Genomic DNA, 16,008 nt, shown 5'->3' with positions numbered 1-16,008 from the left:
GGAGTACACATGATGCAAAGACGACAACTCATCCAGGTGACGGCCGCGATTGCAAGCGCTTCAGCCCTCACCCCGGCACTGTGGGCCCAGACCCAAGTACCCGTCGAAGTCTGGAAAGACCCTGACTGCGGCTGCTGCAAGGACTGGGTGACGCACCTGCAGGCCAACGGGTTCCAGGTTCGCATTCACGACAGCGGCAACACGGCGGCGCGGACCCGGCTCGGCATCCCGGAAAAGCTCGGCTCCTGCCACACGGCGGAAGTCAGCCTGGCCGGCAAGCGCTACGCACTGGAAGGCCATGTGCCGGCCCGCGAGATCTACCGCCTGCTCAAAGAGAGCCCGCAGGCCGTAGGCCTGGCCGTTCCCGGCATGCCGGTGGGCTCGCCCGGCATGGATGCGCCGCTTTATGGCGGACGCAAAGACCCGTATGACGTGCTGCTGGTTCACCGCGATGGCAGTACCCGCATTTACCAAAGCTATCACCGCACCTGAAAGGATTCCCCATGAAACGTTTTAACCGCATAGGGGCTGCCCTGTTTGCCGTACTGGCCACGTCGCTTGCCCTGGCGCAGGCGGCCTTGCCGCCGACCGAAGGCGAAGTCCGCAAAGTCGATAAAGAGGCCGGCAAGATCACCCTCAAGCACGGTGAGATCAAGAACCTGGACATGCCCGGCATGACCATGGTGTTCCAGGTCAAGGACCCCGCGATGCTGGAAGCGGTCAAGGCCGGGGACCAGGTCAGTTTCACCGTAGACAAGATCAACGGTGCCTATACCGTGCTTTCCATCGAACCCCGCAAGTAAGCGCCCACCGGCACGATCGCCAATCCGCTCTCATTTTGATAGCTAATTGCGCTTGTCCTGATTGGCCTGCAGGCCATTTTTACCAATAGACAAACTTTGCCTGCAGGCCGGCAGCGGCCCCATGCTATGGTTCGGCGCATGCCTAAAACCATTCGCTACACCCTGTTGTCCCTGCGCGATCTGTGGGTCTCCGCCGGCCCGTTCATCCTGCTGGCGGCAGCGCTGCTGGTATTGGCCTATTGGTGGCTGGACCCGAACCCGCCCAAGCGGGTGACCCTGGCGACCGGCCCGGCGCAAAGCGCCTATGAAGAATTCGGCAAACGTTACGCCAAGGCGCTGGCTCAGGAGGGCATCCAGGTGGTCCTTGTACCCTCGGAAGGCTCAGCCGCCAACCTGCAGCTGCTGCGCGAAGGCAAGGTGGACGTCGGTTTTGTCCAGGGCGGCACCAGCGACTACACCGCCCAGGATGAAGAAGACCTGTCGTCGCTGGGCAGCCTGTTTGTCGAGCCGCTCTGGTTGTTCTACCGGGAAGATGCGGCGCGCAAGGTGGCTGCCGCGGCACGGGCCGCGAAGGCACCAGGCAGCCGACTCGCCGCAAAGGCAGACTCCGCGGATACGGGCGAAGACGCCAGCCTCACATCGCTCACGCAATTGCAGGGCCTGCGCGTCAACCTGGGAACGCCAGGCAGCGGAGTCCCCAGCCTGATGGCAAAACTGTTCGACAGCAACCGCATCGACCCCGCTACGATGAAAGTCTCCAGGCTGGAGCAGACACCCGCGACCGTGGCCTTTCTGGGCGGCGAACTGGACGCGATTGTGTTCGCGTCCGCCCCGGAGTCGCTGATGGTGCAGATGCTGCTGCAAACCCCCGGCGTCAAGCTCATGAATTTCGCCCAGAGCGAAGCCTATTCGCGGCGCTTTGCATTTTTGACGCCGACCCGCCTGCCACGCGGTGTGGTGGATCTGGCGGGCAATATTCCGCCCGATGACGTACGGCTGGTCGCGTCGACCACCTCACTGATCACGCGCTCCGGCATCCACCCCGCACTGCAGCAACTGCTGGCCCAGGCCGGTAACGACATCCACGGCGGGGCTGGCTGGTTCAAAAGCGCCCGCGAATACCCGAACCGCGATAACAGCGAATTGCCCATTGCCAAGGAGGCCGAGCGCGCCATCAAGAACGGCACCCCCGTGCTGCAGCGCTACCTGCCCTTCTGGGTAGCCAACCTGGTCGAGCGGATGTGGCTGGCGATGGGCATCATCATCGCCATCATGCTGCCGCTGTCGCGCATCATCCCGCCGCTGTACGCCTTTCGTGTGCGTTCACGCATCTTCCGCTGGTACGGCCAACTGCGCGACATCGAAAACCGCGTGGAAATCTCCGGGGAAAACAGCGGCAACGCGGCCTTGCTGGAAGAACTCAACAACCTGGAAAGCCGCGCCGAAAAAATCACGGTGCCGCTGTCCTATACCGACGAGTTGTATGCGCTGCGCGGGAATATTCACCTGGTCCGAAAAAAGCTGCAAAGGCTTTAAAGCCGGTCGCGCCGCAAAGAGGCGCGCGGCACCTTAAAAGGGCAATGAAAGGCCCGATTCAGGGCAATTGCCGGGGCCACGTGGTTCTTTAACCCTAAAGTAAACCCCTGTGTCGGCATAGCAATTGCTCTGCTAGTATCGTCCGACACTTTTCTTTGGCCAATGCTTGCTTTTATTCTGCGCCGCCTGATCCAGGCCGTGATCGTGATGGTCGTGGTCGCCTTGATTGCCTTCATGCTCTTTCAGTATGTCGGTGACCCGGTGGTGTTCCTTCTGGGACAGGACGCCACACCGGCGCAGATCAGGCAACTGCGTACCGACCTCGGGCTGGACCGGCCTTTTATCGTCCAGTTCTGGCATTTCCTGGTCAACGCCGCGCAGGGCGAATTCGGCTTGAGCCTGCGACAGGGCGCCAAGGTGTCGCGCCTGATTTCCGAACGCTTCCCCGCCACGCTGGAGCTGGCGCTGGTGGCGGCCGTTTTGGCCTTGCTCATCGGTATCCCGATGGGCGTGTATTCGGCGCTGCGCCGCGGCTCGTTCCTGAGCCAGGTGTTCATGACGGTGTCGCTGCTGGGTGTTTCACTGCCCACTTTCCTGATCGGCATCCTGCTGATCCTGGTGTTCGCCGTGGGCCTGGGGTGGTTCCCGAGCTTTGGCCGTGGCGAGACGGTGCAGATCGGCTGGTGGAGCACAGGCCTCTTCAAGGCCGACGGCTGGCACCACATCGTCCTGCCGGCCGTGACGCTGGCCGTCTTTCAGCTCACGTTGATCATGCGGTTGGTGCGCGCCGAAATGCTGGAGGTATTGCGCACCGACTACATCAAGTTCGCACGGGCCCGCGGCCTGCCCGACCGGGCCATCCATTTCGGCCATGCCCTGCGCAACACGCTGGTGCCGGTAATGACCATTACCGGGCTGCAACTGGGCGGACTGATCGCCTTTGCCATCATCACCGAAACCGTGTTTCAGTGGCCGGGCATGGGCCTGCTGTTCATTCAGGCAGTGACCTTTGCCGACATCCCCGTCATGGCCGCTTACCTGTGCCTGATTGCGCTGATTTTTGTGGCCATCAACCTGGTCGTCGACCTGCTGTATTTCGCAGTGGACCCCCGGCTTCGCGTCGGCAATGCCACAGGCCACTGATGGCGCAGGCCGCGCCCCTTTCTTTCATTTTTTACACCCGCAAGTCCTCATCCCTTTCACAAGGAGTTCCTGATGAAATTCAAGTCCAATCTGCTTTCAGCCGCTGTGCTGTGCGGCCTCACGGCCACAAGTTTTATCGCTTCGGCGCAAACCCTGCGAGTCGCCAACCAGGGCGATTCATTGTCGATGGATCCGCACTCGCTGAACGAGTCACTGCAGCTCAGCGTGACGGGCAACGCGTATGAAGGCCTGGTCATCCGCAACAAGGACCTGAGCCTGGCGCCTGGCTTGGCGACCTCGTGGAAACAGACGTCACCTTCCGTATGGCGCTTCGAACTGCGCAAGGGCGTGCAGTTTCACGACGGCACGCCGTTCACCGCCGATGACGTGGTGTTCAGCTTTAACCGGACCCAGGCCGACGGCTCGGACATGAAGAGCTACACCAACGACTTCAAGGAAGTGCGCAAGATCAACGACCATGTGGTCGAGATCGAAACCAAAACACCCTTTCCCATCTTGCCCGACGTGATCACGCTGGTTTACATCATGAGCAAGAAATGGTGCGAAACCAACCAGGCGACCAAGCCGGTGGACCGCCGTAAAGGCATTGAAAACGCCGCGTCCTTCCGTGCCAACGGCACCGGCCCTTACCGGGTACGGGAGCGTCAACCCAATGTGCGCACCACCTTTGTCCGCAACGGCACCTACTGGGGCAAGATTGAAGGCAACGTTCAGGAGGTGGTCTTCACCCCCATCGGCAACGACGCCACGCGCGTGGCAGCCTTGCTGTCCGGTGAAGTCGACGTGATGGAGCCCGTGCCGGTGCAGGATATTGACCGTGTCAACAGCAACGCCGCAACCCGTGTTCTGGCCGGACCAGAGCTGCGCACCATTTTCCTGGGCATGGACCAAAAGCGCGACGAACTCCTGTATTCCAGCGTGAAGGGCAAAAACCCGTTCAAGGACAAGCGCGTGCGCCAGGCCTTCTATCAGGCCATCGACATCGAAGGCATCAAGAAAACCGTGATGCGCGGCGGCTCCAACCCGACAGCGCTGCTGATCGGCCCCGGTATCAACGGCTTCCAGGCCGACCAGAACAAGCGCTTGCCCTACGACCCTGAAGCCGCCAAAAAGCTGATGGCAGATGCCGGCTATGCGAGCGGCTTTGAAGTGTCCATGAACTGCCCGAACGACCGTTATGTGAACGACAGCCGGATTTGCCAGGCTGTGGCAGCCAATCTTTCACGCATCAACGTCAAGATCAACCTCCAGGCTGAAACCAAAGGCACCTATTTCCCCAAGATTTTGCGTCGCGACACCAGCTTTTACATGCTGGGCTGGACACCCGGCACCTATGACGCCCACAACGCCATGAATGCCCTGGTCGCCTGTGTCGACGACAAGGGCGCCGGCCAGTTCAATCTGGGCGCATATTGCAATCCGAAGTTTGACGAGCTGACCAGGAAGGTTCAATCCGAAACCGACAAGACCAAACGCAATGCGATGATCAAGGAAGCGTTCGACATCCACGGGGCCGACATCGGCCACATACCGCTGCACCAGCAGTCGCTGGCCTGGGGCATGAACAAGAAGGTGGAACTGGTCCAGATGGCCGACAACTTCATGTTCTTCAAGTGGATAACTGTGAAGAAGTAAGCCCCCTATTGCCTTTTCGCTTCGCGTAACGGCTTCTCCCCTACAGGGGACAACAGCAGCGGCCCGGCAAAGCCGGTTCCGCGCTGAAGGTAACCTCCCCCTGTTGCCTTTTCGCTTCGCGTAACGGCCTCTCCCCTGCAGGGGACAACAGCTGCGGCCCGGCAAAGCCGGTTCCGCGCTGTTGCTGGCACAGGTCTCGCTTTGCTCGTCTTTGGTTATATGGATTGCTCTTTCTTTTGATGACAAAAACTCTTGCGCGCTGGTTTGACAGCGATGTGGGCCACAGTTTTCGCACCTCGCCGGTTGCGATGCTTGCGGCGGCCATTGCGCTGGTCTGCGTTTTCTGTTCGGTGTTTGCCGGCTGGGTGGCCCCGCACGACCCATTTAACCTGAGCACGCTGGAGCTCAGCGATGCGCGCCTGCCGCCGGCCTGGAGCGCCCAGGGCAGCGCCAAATACCTGCTGGGCACCGATGACCAGGGTCGCGACATTTTGTCGGCGCTGATGTATGGCGCGCGCATTTCATTGGTAGTGGGTGTGGCCTCTGTCATCCTGTCCATGCTGGCCGGCGTGTCGCTGGGCTTGCTCGCGGGCTTTCGCGGCGGCTGGATCGACGCAGCCCTGATGCGCGTATGCGATGTGATGTCGTCTTTTCCGCCCATCCTGGTCGCGCTACTGATCGCCGGTGTGGGCCGCGCGGTGTTTCCTGACGCGAGTCAGCTGCTTGCCATGGGTGTGCTGATTCTGTCTATTTCGATGGGGCAGTCGGGTTGGGTGCAATACGCGCGCACCGTGCGTGGCTCCACCATGGTGGAACGCAGCAAGGAATATGTACAGGCTGCACGCGTCACCGGTGTCTCGCCCTTGCGCATCATGCGGCGCCATGTGCTGCCCAATGTGATGGGGCCTGTACTGGTGCTTGCCACCATCCAGGTGGCGACCGCCATCATCACCGAAGCCACGCTGTCCTTCCTGGGCGTGGGCGCGCCGCCCACCTCACCCTCGCTGGGTACGCTGATCCGCGTCGGAAACGACTACCTGTTCTCGGGCGAGTGGTGGATCACCGTGTTCCCGGGCCTGATGCTGGTGTTGATTGCGCTGAGCGTGAACCTGCTGGGTGACTGGTTGCGTGATGCCCTCAATCCCCGTCTGAGGTAGGCCAAAAAATGAATGCCCCCACGCTTGTCACTACGTGTACTACGCTGCCCCCCGAGGGAGCGCATTTTTCCTTGGGGCGGCCCGGCGGAAAAACCTTACTCATCGCTCACTTCGTGAGCTGAACCGTCAATGAGCCTTCTGCAAATCAAGAATCTTGTGGTCGAGTTTCCCGGCCGGCGTGGCACGCTGCGTGCGCTGGACGACATCACATTTGACATCGCACCCGGAGAAATCCTTGGCGTGGTCGGTGAATCGGGCGCGGGCAAGTCGCTGACCGGCGCAGCCATCATCGGCCTGCTGGAGCCGCCCGGGCGCGTGGCGGGCGGCCAGATCCTGCTCGAGGGCGAACGCATCGACAACCTGCCCCATGAGCGCATGCGCCACATCCGGGGGAGAAAGATAGGCGCGATCTTCCAGGATCCGCTGACCTCGCTGAATCCGCTCTACACCATAGGCCGGCAATTGGTGGAAACCATCCAGGCTCATTTGCCTGTCAGCACGCAGGAAGCCCGGGCGCGCGCCATCGAACTGCTGGACGACACCGGCATTCCCGCCGCCGCACAGCGCATAGACCACTACCCGCATCAGTTCTCGGGCGGTATGCGCCAGCGCGTGGTAATCGCCCTGGCGCTGGCGGCCGAGCCCAAGCTCATCGTGGCCGACGAACCGACCACCGCGCTTGACGTATCGATCCAGGCACAAATCATCACCCTGCTCAAAAACATCTGCCGGCAGCGCGGTGCCGCCGTCATGCTGATCACCCACGACATGGGCGTGATCGCCGAAACCTGCGACCGTGTGGCCGTGATGTACGCCGGGCGGATCGCCGAGCTCGGACCGGTGCATCAGGTGATCAACCATCCATCACACCCCTATACCGCGGGCCTGATGGCCGCCATTCCCGACATCACAGTGGAACGCGAACGCCTCTACCAGATCGACGGCGCCATGCCTCGCCTGAACGCCATTCCCCAGGGCTGTGCCTTCAACCCGCGCTGCCCCAAAGCGTTCGACCGCTGCCGTCAGGAACGGCCCGACCTGATGCCAGCCGGTGCTACGTGGGCGGCCTGCTGGCTGCATGACACGCACGAAGGGGTGGCGGCATGAGCGACATTTTGAGCACGTCCCAAGTCAGCGCGGGAGAATTTTCCGCCGGGCCGCCCCAAGGAAAATCGGCCCCCTCGGGGGGCAGCGAAGTACGCGAAGCGACAAGCGTGGGGGCGTTAGTCCAAGCCCACGACCTTGCGAAAACCTTCGATGTGTCGCCACCCTGGCTGAACCGGGTGCTCGAACGCAAGCCCAGGCTGCTGCTAAAGGCCGTCGACGGCGTGAGCTTCGACATCGAGAGAGGCAAGACGCTGGCACTGGTCGGCGAGTCGGGCTGCGGCAAAAGCACCGTCGCCCGCCTGCTGGTGGGTCTCTATGAGCCGACGCGCGGTGGATTGACCTTTGACGGCCAGGATGCGCATTCCGCTTTCAAGACACCCCAGGGCCGGCAATTGCGCAGGCGCATCCAGATGATTTTTCAGGACCCCTATGCCAGCCTGAACCCGCGCTGGACTGTGGAAGACATCATCGCCGAACCATTGCACGAGCACGGCATCGTGAGTGACAGTGCAGCACTCAAGGAACGGGTGGACGAGCTGCTGAGGTCGGTGGGTCTGTCTGCGCTGGACATGCCCAAGTATCCGCATCAATTCTCGGGCGGGCAGCGCCAGCGCATCTCGATCGCGCGCGCGCTGGCCACGGAGCCCGAGTTCCTGGTCTGCGACGAGCCGACCTCTGCGCTGGACGTGAGCGTGCAGGCACAGGTGCTTAACATCATGAAAGACCTGCAGCGAAAGCGCGGCCTGACTTACCTCTTCATCTCGCACAACCTCGCAGTGGTGCGCCACGTGAGCGACCAGGTCGGTGTGATGTACCTGGGCCGCCTGGTCGAGATGGCCGACAAGCACAGCCTGTTCGACAGGCCGCGCCATCCCTACACACGCATGCTGCTGGATGCCATCCCCAAGATGCATGACACCGGCCGGGCCCGCACGCCGGTATCGGGCGAAGTGCCCAATCCGCTGAACCCGCCCGCCGGCTGCACCTTCCACCCGCGCTGCCCGCATGCCAACGAGCGTTGCCGCAGCGAACGGCCGGAGTTTCTGCAGCTCGAAGGCGTTCGTGTGGCCTGCCATGCGGTTGAAGAGGGCCGAATTTAGGGAACAAATACCAGGAACCCAGGCACGGCCATGCAAAGCGGAACCGGCTTGGTTAATATGTACTCTCAGGGGACACTGCCATGAAAATCATTGAATCCATCCTGGCCGGGGCGGCCGACATCGCTGCCGTGCGCCGCGACATCCACGCCCATCCCGAACTGTGCTTCCAGGAAGTACGCACCGCCGACGTGGTCGCGCAAAAGCTCGAATCTTGGGGCATCCCGATTCACCGCGGCATGGGCACCACCGGCGTGGTGGGTATCGTGCACGGCCGCGACGGCGGCGCTTGTGGCCGGGCCGTGGGGCTGCGCGCCGACATGGACGCGCTGCCCATGCAGGAGTTCAACAAATTCCCCCATGCCAGCACGCGGCAGGGCAAGATGCACGCCTGTGGCCATGATGGCCACACCGCGATGCTGCTGGCCGCGGCACGCCACCTCTCGCAGAACCGAGACTTTGACGGCACGGTCTACCTGATCTTCCAGCCGGCCGAGGAAGGCGGCGGCGGCGCACGCGAGATGATCAAGGACGGCCTCTTTGAAAAATTCCCCGTCGAAGCGGTCTTTGGCATGCACAACTGGCCGGGCGCGCCTGTCGGCACTTTCGCGGTCAGCGCGGGTCCAGTGATGGCATCAAGCAACGAGTTCAAGATCACTATACGCGGCAAGGGCTGCCACGCCGCGATGCCGCACTTCGGCATCGACCCTGTGCCTGTCGCCTGCCAGATGGTGCAGGGCTTCCAGACCATCATCAGCCGCAACAAAAAACCGGTTGATGCGGGCGTCATCTCGGTGACCATGATTCACGCCGGAGAAGCGACCAACGTGGTGCCGGACTTCTGCGAGTTGCAGGGCACAGTGCGCACGTTCAGCATTGAGGTGCTGGACATGATTGAAAAGCGCATGAAGGAAGTGGCCGAACACACCTGTGCCGCGTTTGAAGCACGCTGCGAATTCGAGTTCACGCGCAACTACCCGCCCACGGTCAACAGCGCCGCCGAGGCCGACTTCGCACGCCGGGTGATGAGCGACATCGTGGGGCCGGCCAACGTGCTGCCGCAGGAGCCCACCATGGGCGCCGAAGACTTCGCCTACATGCTGCAAGCCAAGCCAGGCGCCTACTGTTTCATTTCCAACGGTGACGGCGCGCACCGCGACATGGGCCACGGCGAAGGGCCCTGCACGCTGCACAACCCGAGCTACGACTTCAACGACGACCTGATCCCCCTGGGCGGCACCTACTGGGTCCAGCTGGCTACGCGCTGGCTGGGTACGGTTCCTGAGGCGCGCCCCTGACAACGCCAACAACACCATGAACACACACGCGGCTTTTTCAGCCAGTTATGCGGCTGCGCGCGCCAAATTCCTCGAGGCGGCTCGCGCCGCCGGCATGGCGCTTCGCGCCTATGAACACCCGCTGAAGGGCCGCGACGGCGAAACCCTCGCGATGGACGTGGCCCTGGACGGCTCGCCTGACGCAAACAAGCTCTTTATCGTCAGCAGCGCTTGCCACGGCGTGGAAGGCTACTGCGGCTCGGGTGTGCAGGTGTGCGCCGCACAGGACGCCGAATGGCGCGCCAAGGCCCGCGCGGGCGGTGTGGCGGTGCTCTACATTCACGCGATCAATCCCCACGGCTTTTCCCATGCACGGCGCACCACGCACGAAAACGTGGACTTGAACCGCAACTTCCATGACTTCGGCCAGCCCTTGCCTGTGAATGAGGCTTACCGCGAGCTCCACGATTTGCTGCTACCCGCGCAGTGGCCCCCTACAAGCGAAAACCAGGCCGCCATTGCGGCCTATATTGACACCCGTGGCGTGGCACGCTACCAGGCGGCCGTGTCGCAAGGCCAGCATGAATACGCCGATGGCATGTTTTTCGGCGGGACGGAGCCCACGTGGAGCAATCGCACCTTGCGCGAAGTGCTGCAAACCTTCGGGCAACGGGCTAAACGCATCGCCTGGATGGACCTGCACACGGGGCTGGGCCCCAGCGGGATTGGTGAGCGCATTTTTGCCTGCGACAACGATCCCATAGCCCTGGCACGTGCGCGCGCCTGGTGGGACGGCGGCGGCGCCACCCCCGTCACCTCGTTCTACGACGGCTCCTCCAGCTCGGCGCACCTGACGGGTTTGATGTGGGCGTCGGTTCCCGACGAATGCCCGCAGGCCGAATACACCGGCATGGCCATGGAATACGGTACGGTGCCCATTCTGGACGTCATTGCCGCCCTGCGCGCCGACCACTGGCTGCACAAGCATCCTGAGATGCCCGCGGAGCAACAGGCGACGATCAAGCGGCAGATGATGAACGCGTTTTATGTCGACACGGACGAATGGCGCTCACAAATCGTGGCTCAGGCGCGCCAGGCCATGTTCCAGACCGTGGGCGGACTGAACACCCCCTGAACCAGGGCAGCATAATGACTCGGGTGCAGCCATTGCAGCAGCCCTCTTTTCAACCCGAGCACGAAAGCCGCGCCATGCCGTCCGACGCCGACCTGCAACTCCAGCTCAAGCAGCTGCAACAGCAATACCAGGCGTTAGAGGCCGACTACCGGAATCTGCAGCTTGAAAAGCAGAAGCAGGAGACATCCGCCAACCTGTGGCTGGAACAGCGAACCCGCGAACTTCAGGCCGAAGCACTGGAGCAAAAAAAAGCCGAAGCCCTGCAACGGGTTTTTTACCGCATTGCCGAGCGTGCAGCAGCAGATCTCTCTTTCTACGATTTCCTGCAGTCGGTTCACGGCTTGCTGGGAGAGCTGCTGTATGCCAAAAATTGCTATGTGTGCCTGTACGACGCGCAGAAACACCGAAAGGATTTTCCCTACTACGTGGACGAGCGCGATGGCGATGCGCTGCAACTGAGCAATGTGCCGTATCGCAGGGGTCTGACCGAATTCGTCCTGAGTACCGGCAAGCCGCAAATTATTGACGCCATGCGCCTCAAGGTACTGGAAGCCGCCGGTGATGTGACGGAAGGCAGTGGCGACATGACTTTCAGTTCCTGGCTGGGCGTGCCCATGCACATACGCGGCACCATAGGCGGCGTGCTCGCGGTGCAGGGATATGAGCCGGGCGTGGCCTACAGCGACACCGATGCCGACATCCTGTCCTTTGTCGCCAACCACGTCAGCAGTGCGATTGAACGCTATCAGGCGCTGGATGAATTGCGTAAATCGGAAGAGCGCTACCGCACGGTGATTGAAAACGTCGGTGTCGGCGTGGTGGTGGTGCAGGACGGCCGCATGGTATTTGCCAACCCCAGCCTGGAGCGCATCGTGGGCCACCCGCGGGAGTACCTGCTGTCCCAGCCCTACACCGCGACCGTCCACCCCGACGACCTGCCGGTGATGCGCGAGCGCCACGAGCGTCGCCTGCGGGGCGACGAAGTCGACTCGATGTACGGTTTTCGCGTGATCACCCAGGCCGGCGAAGTTCGTTCGCTGGAGCTCTCCGCCGTGCAGATCGAATGGGGCAAACGCGAGGCGACCCTGATCTTCGTGGTAGATGCGACGGCCCGCTTGCAGGCCGAACTGACGCAGCGCCAGACCCTGCAGCGGCAAACCGAGCTCAATGACATGAAGTCGCGCTTCATCTCGGTGGCGTCGCATGAATTCCGCACGCCGCTGGCCTTTATCCTGTCGTCCGCCGAACTCCTCAAGCACTACGGCGACCGCCTGCCCGAACTCGAAAAAGCCGACGTCATCGCCACCATAGAAACCGGCGTACAACGCATGACCCAGATGCTGGACCGCGTGCTGCTGCTGGGCAAGGTGGAGGCCCAAATGCTGGCGTTCCAGCCGGCAGAGATCAATCTGCAACTGCTTTGCCAGAACCTGGTGGAAGATGCGCGCATCCAGTATTCAGAGGCGGGCTGTGAACTGGCCCTGGAATTCGGGGCCCGGCCGGACATCGGGCTTTTTGATGAAAAGCTGCTGCGCCATATCTTCGGCAACCTTCTGTCCAACGCCATCAAGTATTCGCCGCAAGGCGGAAAAGTCTCTTTTCGCGTGTTTCCGTCGGAGGGACGTGTGGCCTTTGAGGTGGCGGACCAAGGCATAGGCATTCCGGCCGAAGAGCTTCCCCACCTCTTCGAGTGGTTCCACCGGGCCAGCAACGTCGGCGAAATCCAGGGCACGGGCCTGGGGCTGGCCATCGTCAAAAATTCGGTCGACCTGCACGGCGGCCACATAAGCGTAACCAGCGTCGTGGGCCAGGGTACGCGCTTTACCGTCACGATTTGAGGCGCGGAACCGGGCCAAACCAGCCCGCGCACCGGGCAGATTGGGGAAACCGGGGTAAGGCTATAAGATGGATACCAGCCCGGCACTGCGACAGAGCCTGCCGGGTGGTTCAGGGAAATCAGCTCCGCCCACGATGAAATGCGGGGCCTTCAATGCGAAAGAAAAATGGCGCGCATTCTGGTGATTGAAGATGAATCCCATATCCGGGACAACCTGCTGCGCTTTGTCCGGCTGGAGGGCCACGAAGGCCTGGCAGCGGCAGACGGCCATGCCGGCCTGCAAGTGGCCAGGGAGCAGCAGCCGGACCTGATTTTTTGCGACGTGATGATGCCGCTGATGAACGGCATGGAAGTTCTGGCCGCGCTGCAATCGGAACCCGCCCTCAAGCAGGTGCCCTTTGTGTTCTTGTCGGCCAGTGCGGAGTCAGAGCGGCTGGAGGAAGCCTTGCGCCTGGGTGCCAGCGGCTACGTGACCAAGCCCTTTAACTTCGCGCAACTGCACGCGGTGCTCAAGCAGCATCTGCCCAGGTAGAGCTGGCGCCCGTGGCGCTAAAGGCCCAGTGCCTTCCAGCCCGTGTGGCCCAGCTCTTCGAGTGTCGCGATGTTCTGCTCAAAGATGGCCTCAGCCTCGGGAAACGCCTCCACGGCCCGTGCCACGCTTTCCTCGCGCAGCAAATGCAGGATGGCAAAGGGCGCGCGGTTCGTGTAGTTGCCAATGTCGCCGGGCTCGGTGCCATCGAACTGGAACTGCGGGTGAAAGCTGGCCAGCTGGATCACGCCTTCGAGGCCATGCTCATCCACCACGCCTTCGGCGATTTCCAGGAAATCGTTGAAGTCCAGGAAGTCGTCAAACAGCGTGGGGTGGATCAGCAATGTGGTGTCGACCTCTTCGGCCGGCGTCGCCGCCAGCAGATCCAGTTCGCGATCCAGTTCCTCGAGCAGGCCGTCCGCATGTTTCGCATGGCTTACCACCAGGCGAACCTGGTTCTTGACGTAGACCGCCTTGGCGAACGGGCACAGGTTGAGCCCGATCACGGCTTTTTCAAGCCAGTGACGGGTTTGGGTCAGGACTTCATCGTCGGTCATCGCTATCTCCAAGGGGCCTCACGCAAAGGCCGTGGGGGCTCCGATTCAATCAAGCCAGGGCCGCAGGACTGGCTTTGCCAGACCGCAGGCGCAGCGGCCCCCTCGGGGGGCAGCGCATTACACGAAGTGAAAAGCGTGGGGGCTCAATGCAGTGCCTTGAACCGCACACGCTTCGGTTTGGCGCCCTCTTCACCCAAGCGCTTCTTCTTGTCGGCTTCGTACTCCTGGTAGTTGCCGTTGAAGAAGGTCCACTGGCTGTCGCCTTCGGCGGCCAGGATGTGGGTGGCGATGCGGTCCAGGAACCAGCGGTCATGGCTGATCACCAGCACGGAGCCGGCGAATTCCAGCAACGCGTCTTCGAGCGCGCGCAGGGTTTCCACGTCCAAATCGTTCGAGGGTTCATCAAGCATCAGCACGTTGCCGCCCGCGATCAGGGTCTTGGCCAGGTGCAGGCGCCCGCGCTCTCCGCCCGACAGCATGCCGACGCGTTTTTGCTGGTCGGCACCGTTGAAGTTGAAGCGGCCTGCATAGGCGCGACTGGGCATGGTGAACTTGCCGACGGTCAGCATGTCCAGGCCGCCCGAAATGTCTTCCCAGACAGTTTTTTCATTGGCCAAATCATCGCGGTGCTGGTCGACGAAAGCCATGCGCGCGGTCTTGCCGATGGCGACTTCACCGCTGTCGGGCGTTTCCTTGCCGGCGATCAGCTTGAACAACGTGGACTTGCCTGCGCCGTTGGGGCCGATGATGCCGACGATGGCGCCTGCGGGCACCTGGAAGCTGAGGTTGTCGATCAGCAGGCGGTCGCCGAAGGATTTGCTGACATTCTTGAATTCGATGACTTCATTGCCCAGGCGCTCGGCCACAGGGATGAAGATTTCCTGGGTTTCGTTGCGCTGCTGGTATTCGAAGTCGGAGAGTTCCTCAAAACGGGCCAGGCGCGACTTGCTCTTGGCCTGGCGCGCCTTGGGGTTCTGGCGTGACCATTCGAGTTCCTTCTTCAGGGCCTTGGCCCGGGCTTCCTCACCCTTTTGCTCCTGTGCCAGGCGCTCGCCCTTCTGGTCCAGCCAGCTGCTGTAGTTGCCCTTCCAGGGGATTCCGTGGCCGCGGTCCAGCTCCAGGATCCACTCGGCGGCGTTGTCCAGGAAGTAGCGGTCGTGGGTAATGGCCACCACAGTGCCTGAAAAGCGCTGCAGGAACTGCTCCAGCCAGTCCACCGATTCGGCGTCCAGGTGATTGGTGGGTTCGTCAAGCAGCAGCATGTCGGGCCGGGACAGCAGCAGGCTGCACAGGGCCACGCGGCGTTTTTCGCCGCCCGAGAGCACGCCGATCTTGGCGTCCCAGGGCGGCAGGCGCAGCGCGTCGGCGGCGATTTCAAGCTGGTGCTCGGAATCGGTGCCGGCAGTGGCGATGATGGCTTCCAGGCGGGCCTGCTCGGCGGCCAGCGCATCGAAGTCGGCATCAGGCTCCCCGTAGGCGGTGTACACAGCTTCGAGCTGGGCCTTGGCGGCGAATACCGCGCCCATACCGGCTTCCACGCTTTCGCGCACCGTGTGCTCGGGGTCCAGCTTGGGTTCCTGCGGCAGGTAGCCGATGTTCAGCCCCGGCATGGGAGTGGCTTCGCCCTCGATTTCCGTGTCCAGGCCGGCCATGATCTTGAGCAGCGTGGACTTGCCGGAACCGTTGGTGCCCAGCACGCCGATCTTGGCGCCCGGGAAGAAACTGAGCGACACCTCTTTAAGGATATGGCGCTTGGGCGGCACGATTTTGCCGACCTTGTTCATAGTAAATACGTACTGAGCCATCAGGATTAACTTTGGTAAAAATGAAAAACAATGCAGGAAAACGGGCTGCTTGCCGCCTGTACATGCTATTTCTACAGGCTGTCAGCAGGCTTTCTTGCGGGCTGGAACGACACGCCGCGCCTGGGCGCAAACGCCTTTTGGCAAAGCGTGTTTTATGCGTGAATGCCTCCATTATCGTTGCTGTGCGACAATACAGGCGTTGCTGGCTCCAGTTGCCTTCAACATTTGGGCACATCCGGGTACCGCTTCAAGTGGCTGCTTACGATGTAAAACGTAATGTTTAGGGCCCACTTTCTGACCCCATCTGCCTTTGACTGGCGGGTTTGCCTTTCAACAAGGCGCCCAACAGGCCGATCTAAAGCGCCACAC

At 61.9% G+C, this 16,008-nt stretch carries 14 protein-coding genes; 12 read left to right on the top strand and 2 right to left on the bottom strand.

The window, feature by feature from the left end; all coding sequences use genetic code 11:
• Positions 1-9 precede the first annotated feature (9 nt).
• The 12 genes from AC1D13_RS01350 (at position 10) to AC1D13_RS01295 (ending at position 13,280) form a co-directional block, all read left to right on the top strand.
• Complete coding sequence (locus tag AC1D13_RS01350; protein ID WP_477688797.1) at positions 10-492, top strand: DUF411 domain-containing protein; 483 nt, start codon at positions 10-12, stop codon at positions 490-492.
• Positions 493-503: 11 nt separating this feature from the next.
• Complete coding sequence (locus AC1D13_RS01345) at positions 504-803, top strand: copper-binding protein (RefSeq protein WP_477671982.1); 300 nt, start codon at positions 504-506, stop codon at positions 801-803.
• Positions 804-941: 138 nt separating this feature from the next.
• Positions 942-2,339: a TAXI family TRAP transporter solute-binding subunit gene (locus tag AC1D13_RS01340; protein WP_457279242.1), complete on the top strand. Its 1,398-nt coding sequence runs from the start codon at positions 942-944 to the stop codon at positions 2,337-2,339.
• A 162-nt stretch (positions 2,340-2,501) separates the two neighbouring features.
• Entirely contained in the window at positions 2,502-3,482 is a 981-nt protein-coding gene (locus tag AC1D13_RS01335; protein ID WP_457279243.1) for an ABC transporter permease, read from the top strand.
• Between the two features lie 72 nt (positions 3,483-3,554).
• Entirely contained in the window at positions 3,555-5,138 is a 1,584-nt protein-coding gene (locus tag AC1D13_RS01330; protein WP_457279244.1) for an ABC transporter substrate-binding protein, read from the top strand.
• A gap of 239 nt (positions 5,139-5,377) precedes the next feature.
• Positions 5,378-6,295: an ABC transporter permease gene (locus AC1D13_RS01325; protein ID WP_457279245.1), complete on the top strand. Its 918-nt coding sequence runs from the start codon at positions 5,378-5,380 to the stop codon at positions 6,293-6,295.
• Positions 6,296-6,424: 129 nt separating this feature from the next.
• Positions 6,425-7,402 carry an ABC transporter ATP-binding protein gene (locus AC1D13_RS01320; RefSeq protein ID WP_457279246.1) on the top strand — a complete coding sequence of 326 codons (978 nt, stop codon included), beginning with the start codon at positions 6,425-6,427 and terminating at the stop codon, positions 7,400-7,402.
• A complete protein-coding gene (locus AC1D13_RS01315) occupies positions 7,399-8,502 on the top strand; it encodes an ABC transporter ATP-binding protein (RefSeq protein ID WP_477688796.1) in 1,104 nt (367 codons plus the stop codon). The genes AC1D13_RS01320 and AC1D13_RS01315 overlap by 4 nt, the downstream gene beginning before the upstream one ends.
• A gap of 80 nt (positions 8,503-8,582) precedes the next feature.
• Entirely contained in the window at positions 8,583-9,797 is a 1,215-nt protein-coding gene (locus AC1D13_RS01310; RefSeq protein ID WP_477688795.1) for a M20 aminoacylase family protein, read from the top strand.
• 16 nt (positions 9,798-9,813) lie between these two features.
• Positions 9,814-10,911 (top strand): M14 family metallopeptidase, encoded by a 1,098-nt coding sequence (locus tag AC1D13_RS01305; protein WP_457279249.1) that lies wholly within the window; start codon positions 9,814-9,816, stop codon positions 10,909-10,911.
• 74 nt (positions 10,912-10,985) lie between these two features.
• A complete protein-coding gene (locus AC1D13_RS01300) occupies positions 10,986-12,749 on the top strand; it encodes a sensor histidine kinase (protein WP_477666297.1) in 1,764 nt (587 codons plus the stop codon).
• Between the two features lie 165 nt (positions 12,750-12,914).
• Positions 12,915-13,280: a response regulator transcription factor gene (locus AC1D13_RS01295; RefSeq protein ID WP_457279251.1), complete on the top strand. Its 366-nt coding sequence runs from the start codon at positions 12,915-12,917 to the stop codon at positions 13,278-13,280.
• Between the two features lie 17 nt (positions 13,281-13,297).
• On the opposite strand, the gene AC1D13_RS01290 is transcribed toward AC1D13_RS01295, so the two are convergent.
• Entirely contained in the window at positions 13,298-13,834 is a 537-nt protein-coding gene (locus AC1D13_RS01290; protein WP_457279252.1) for a DUF1415 domain-containing protein, read from the bottom strand.
• A 143-nt stretch (positions 13,835-13,977) separates the two neighbouring features.
• Positions 13,978-15,639: an energy-dependent translational throttle protein EttA gene (gene ettA / locus AC1D13_RS01285; protein ID WP_457279253.1), complete on the bottom strand. Its 1,662-nt coding sequence runs from the start codon at positions 15,637-15,639 to the stop codon at positions 13,978-13,980.
• Positions 15,640-16,008: the final 369 nt, after the last annotated feature.

Source organism: Polaromonas sp. P1_E12 (assembly GCF_056405975.1).
This window is presented reverse-complemented; position numbering and strand designations above follow the sequence as displayed.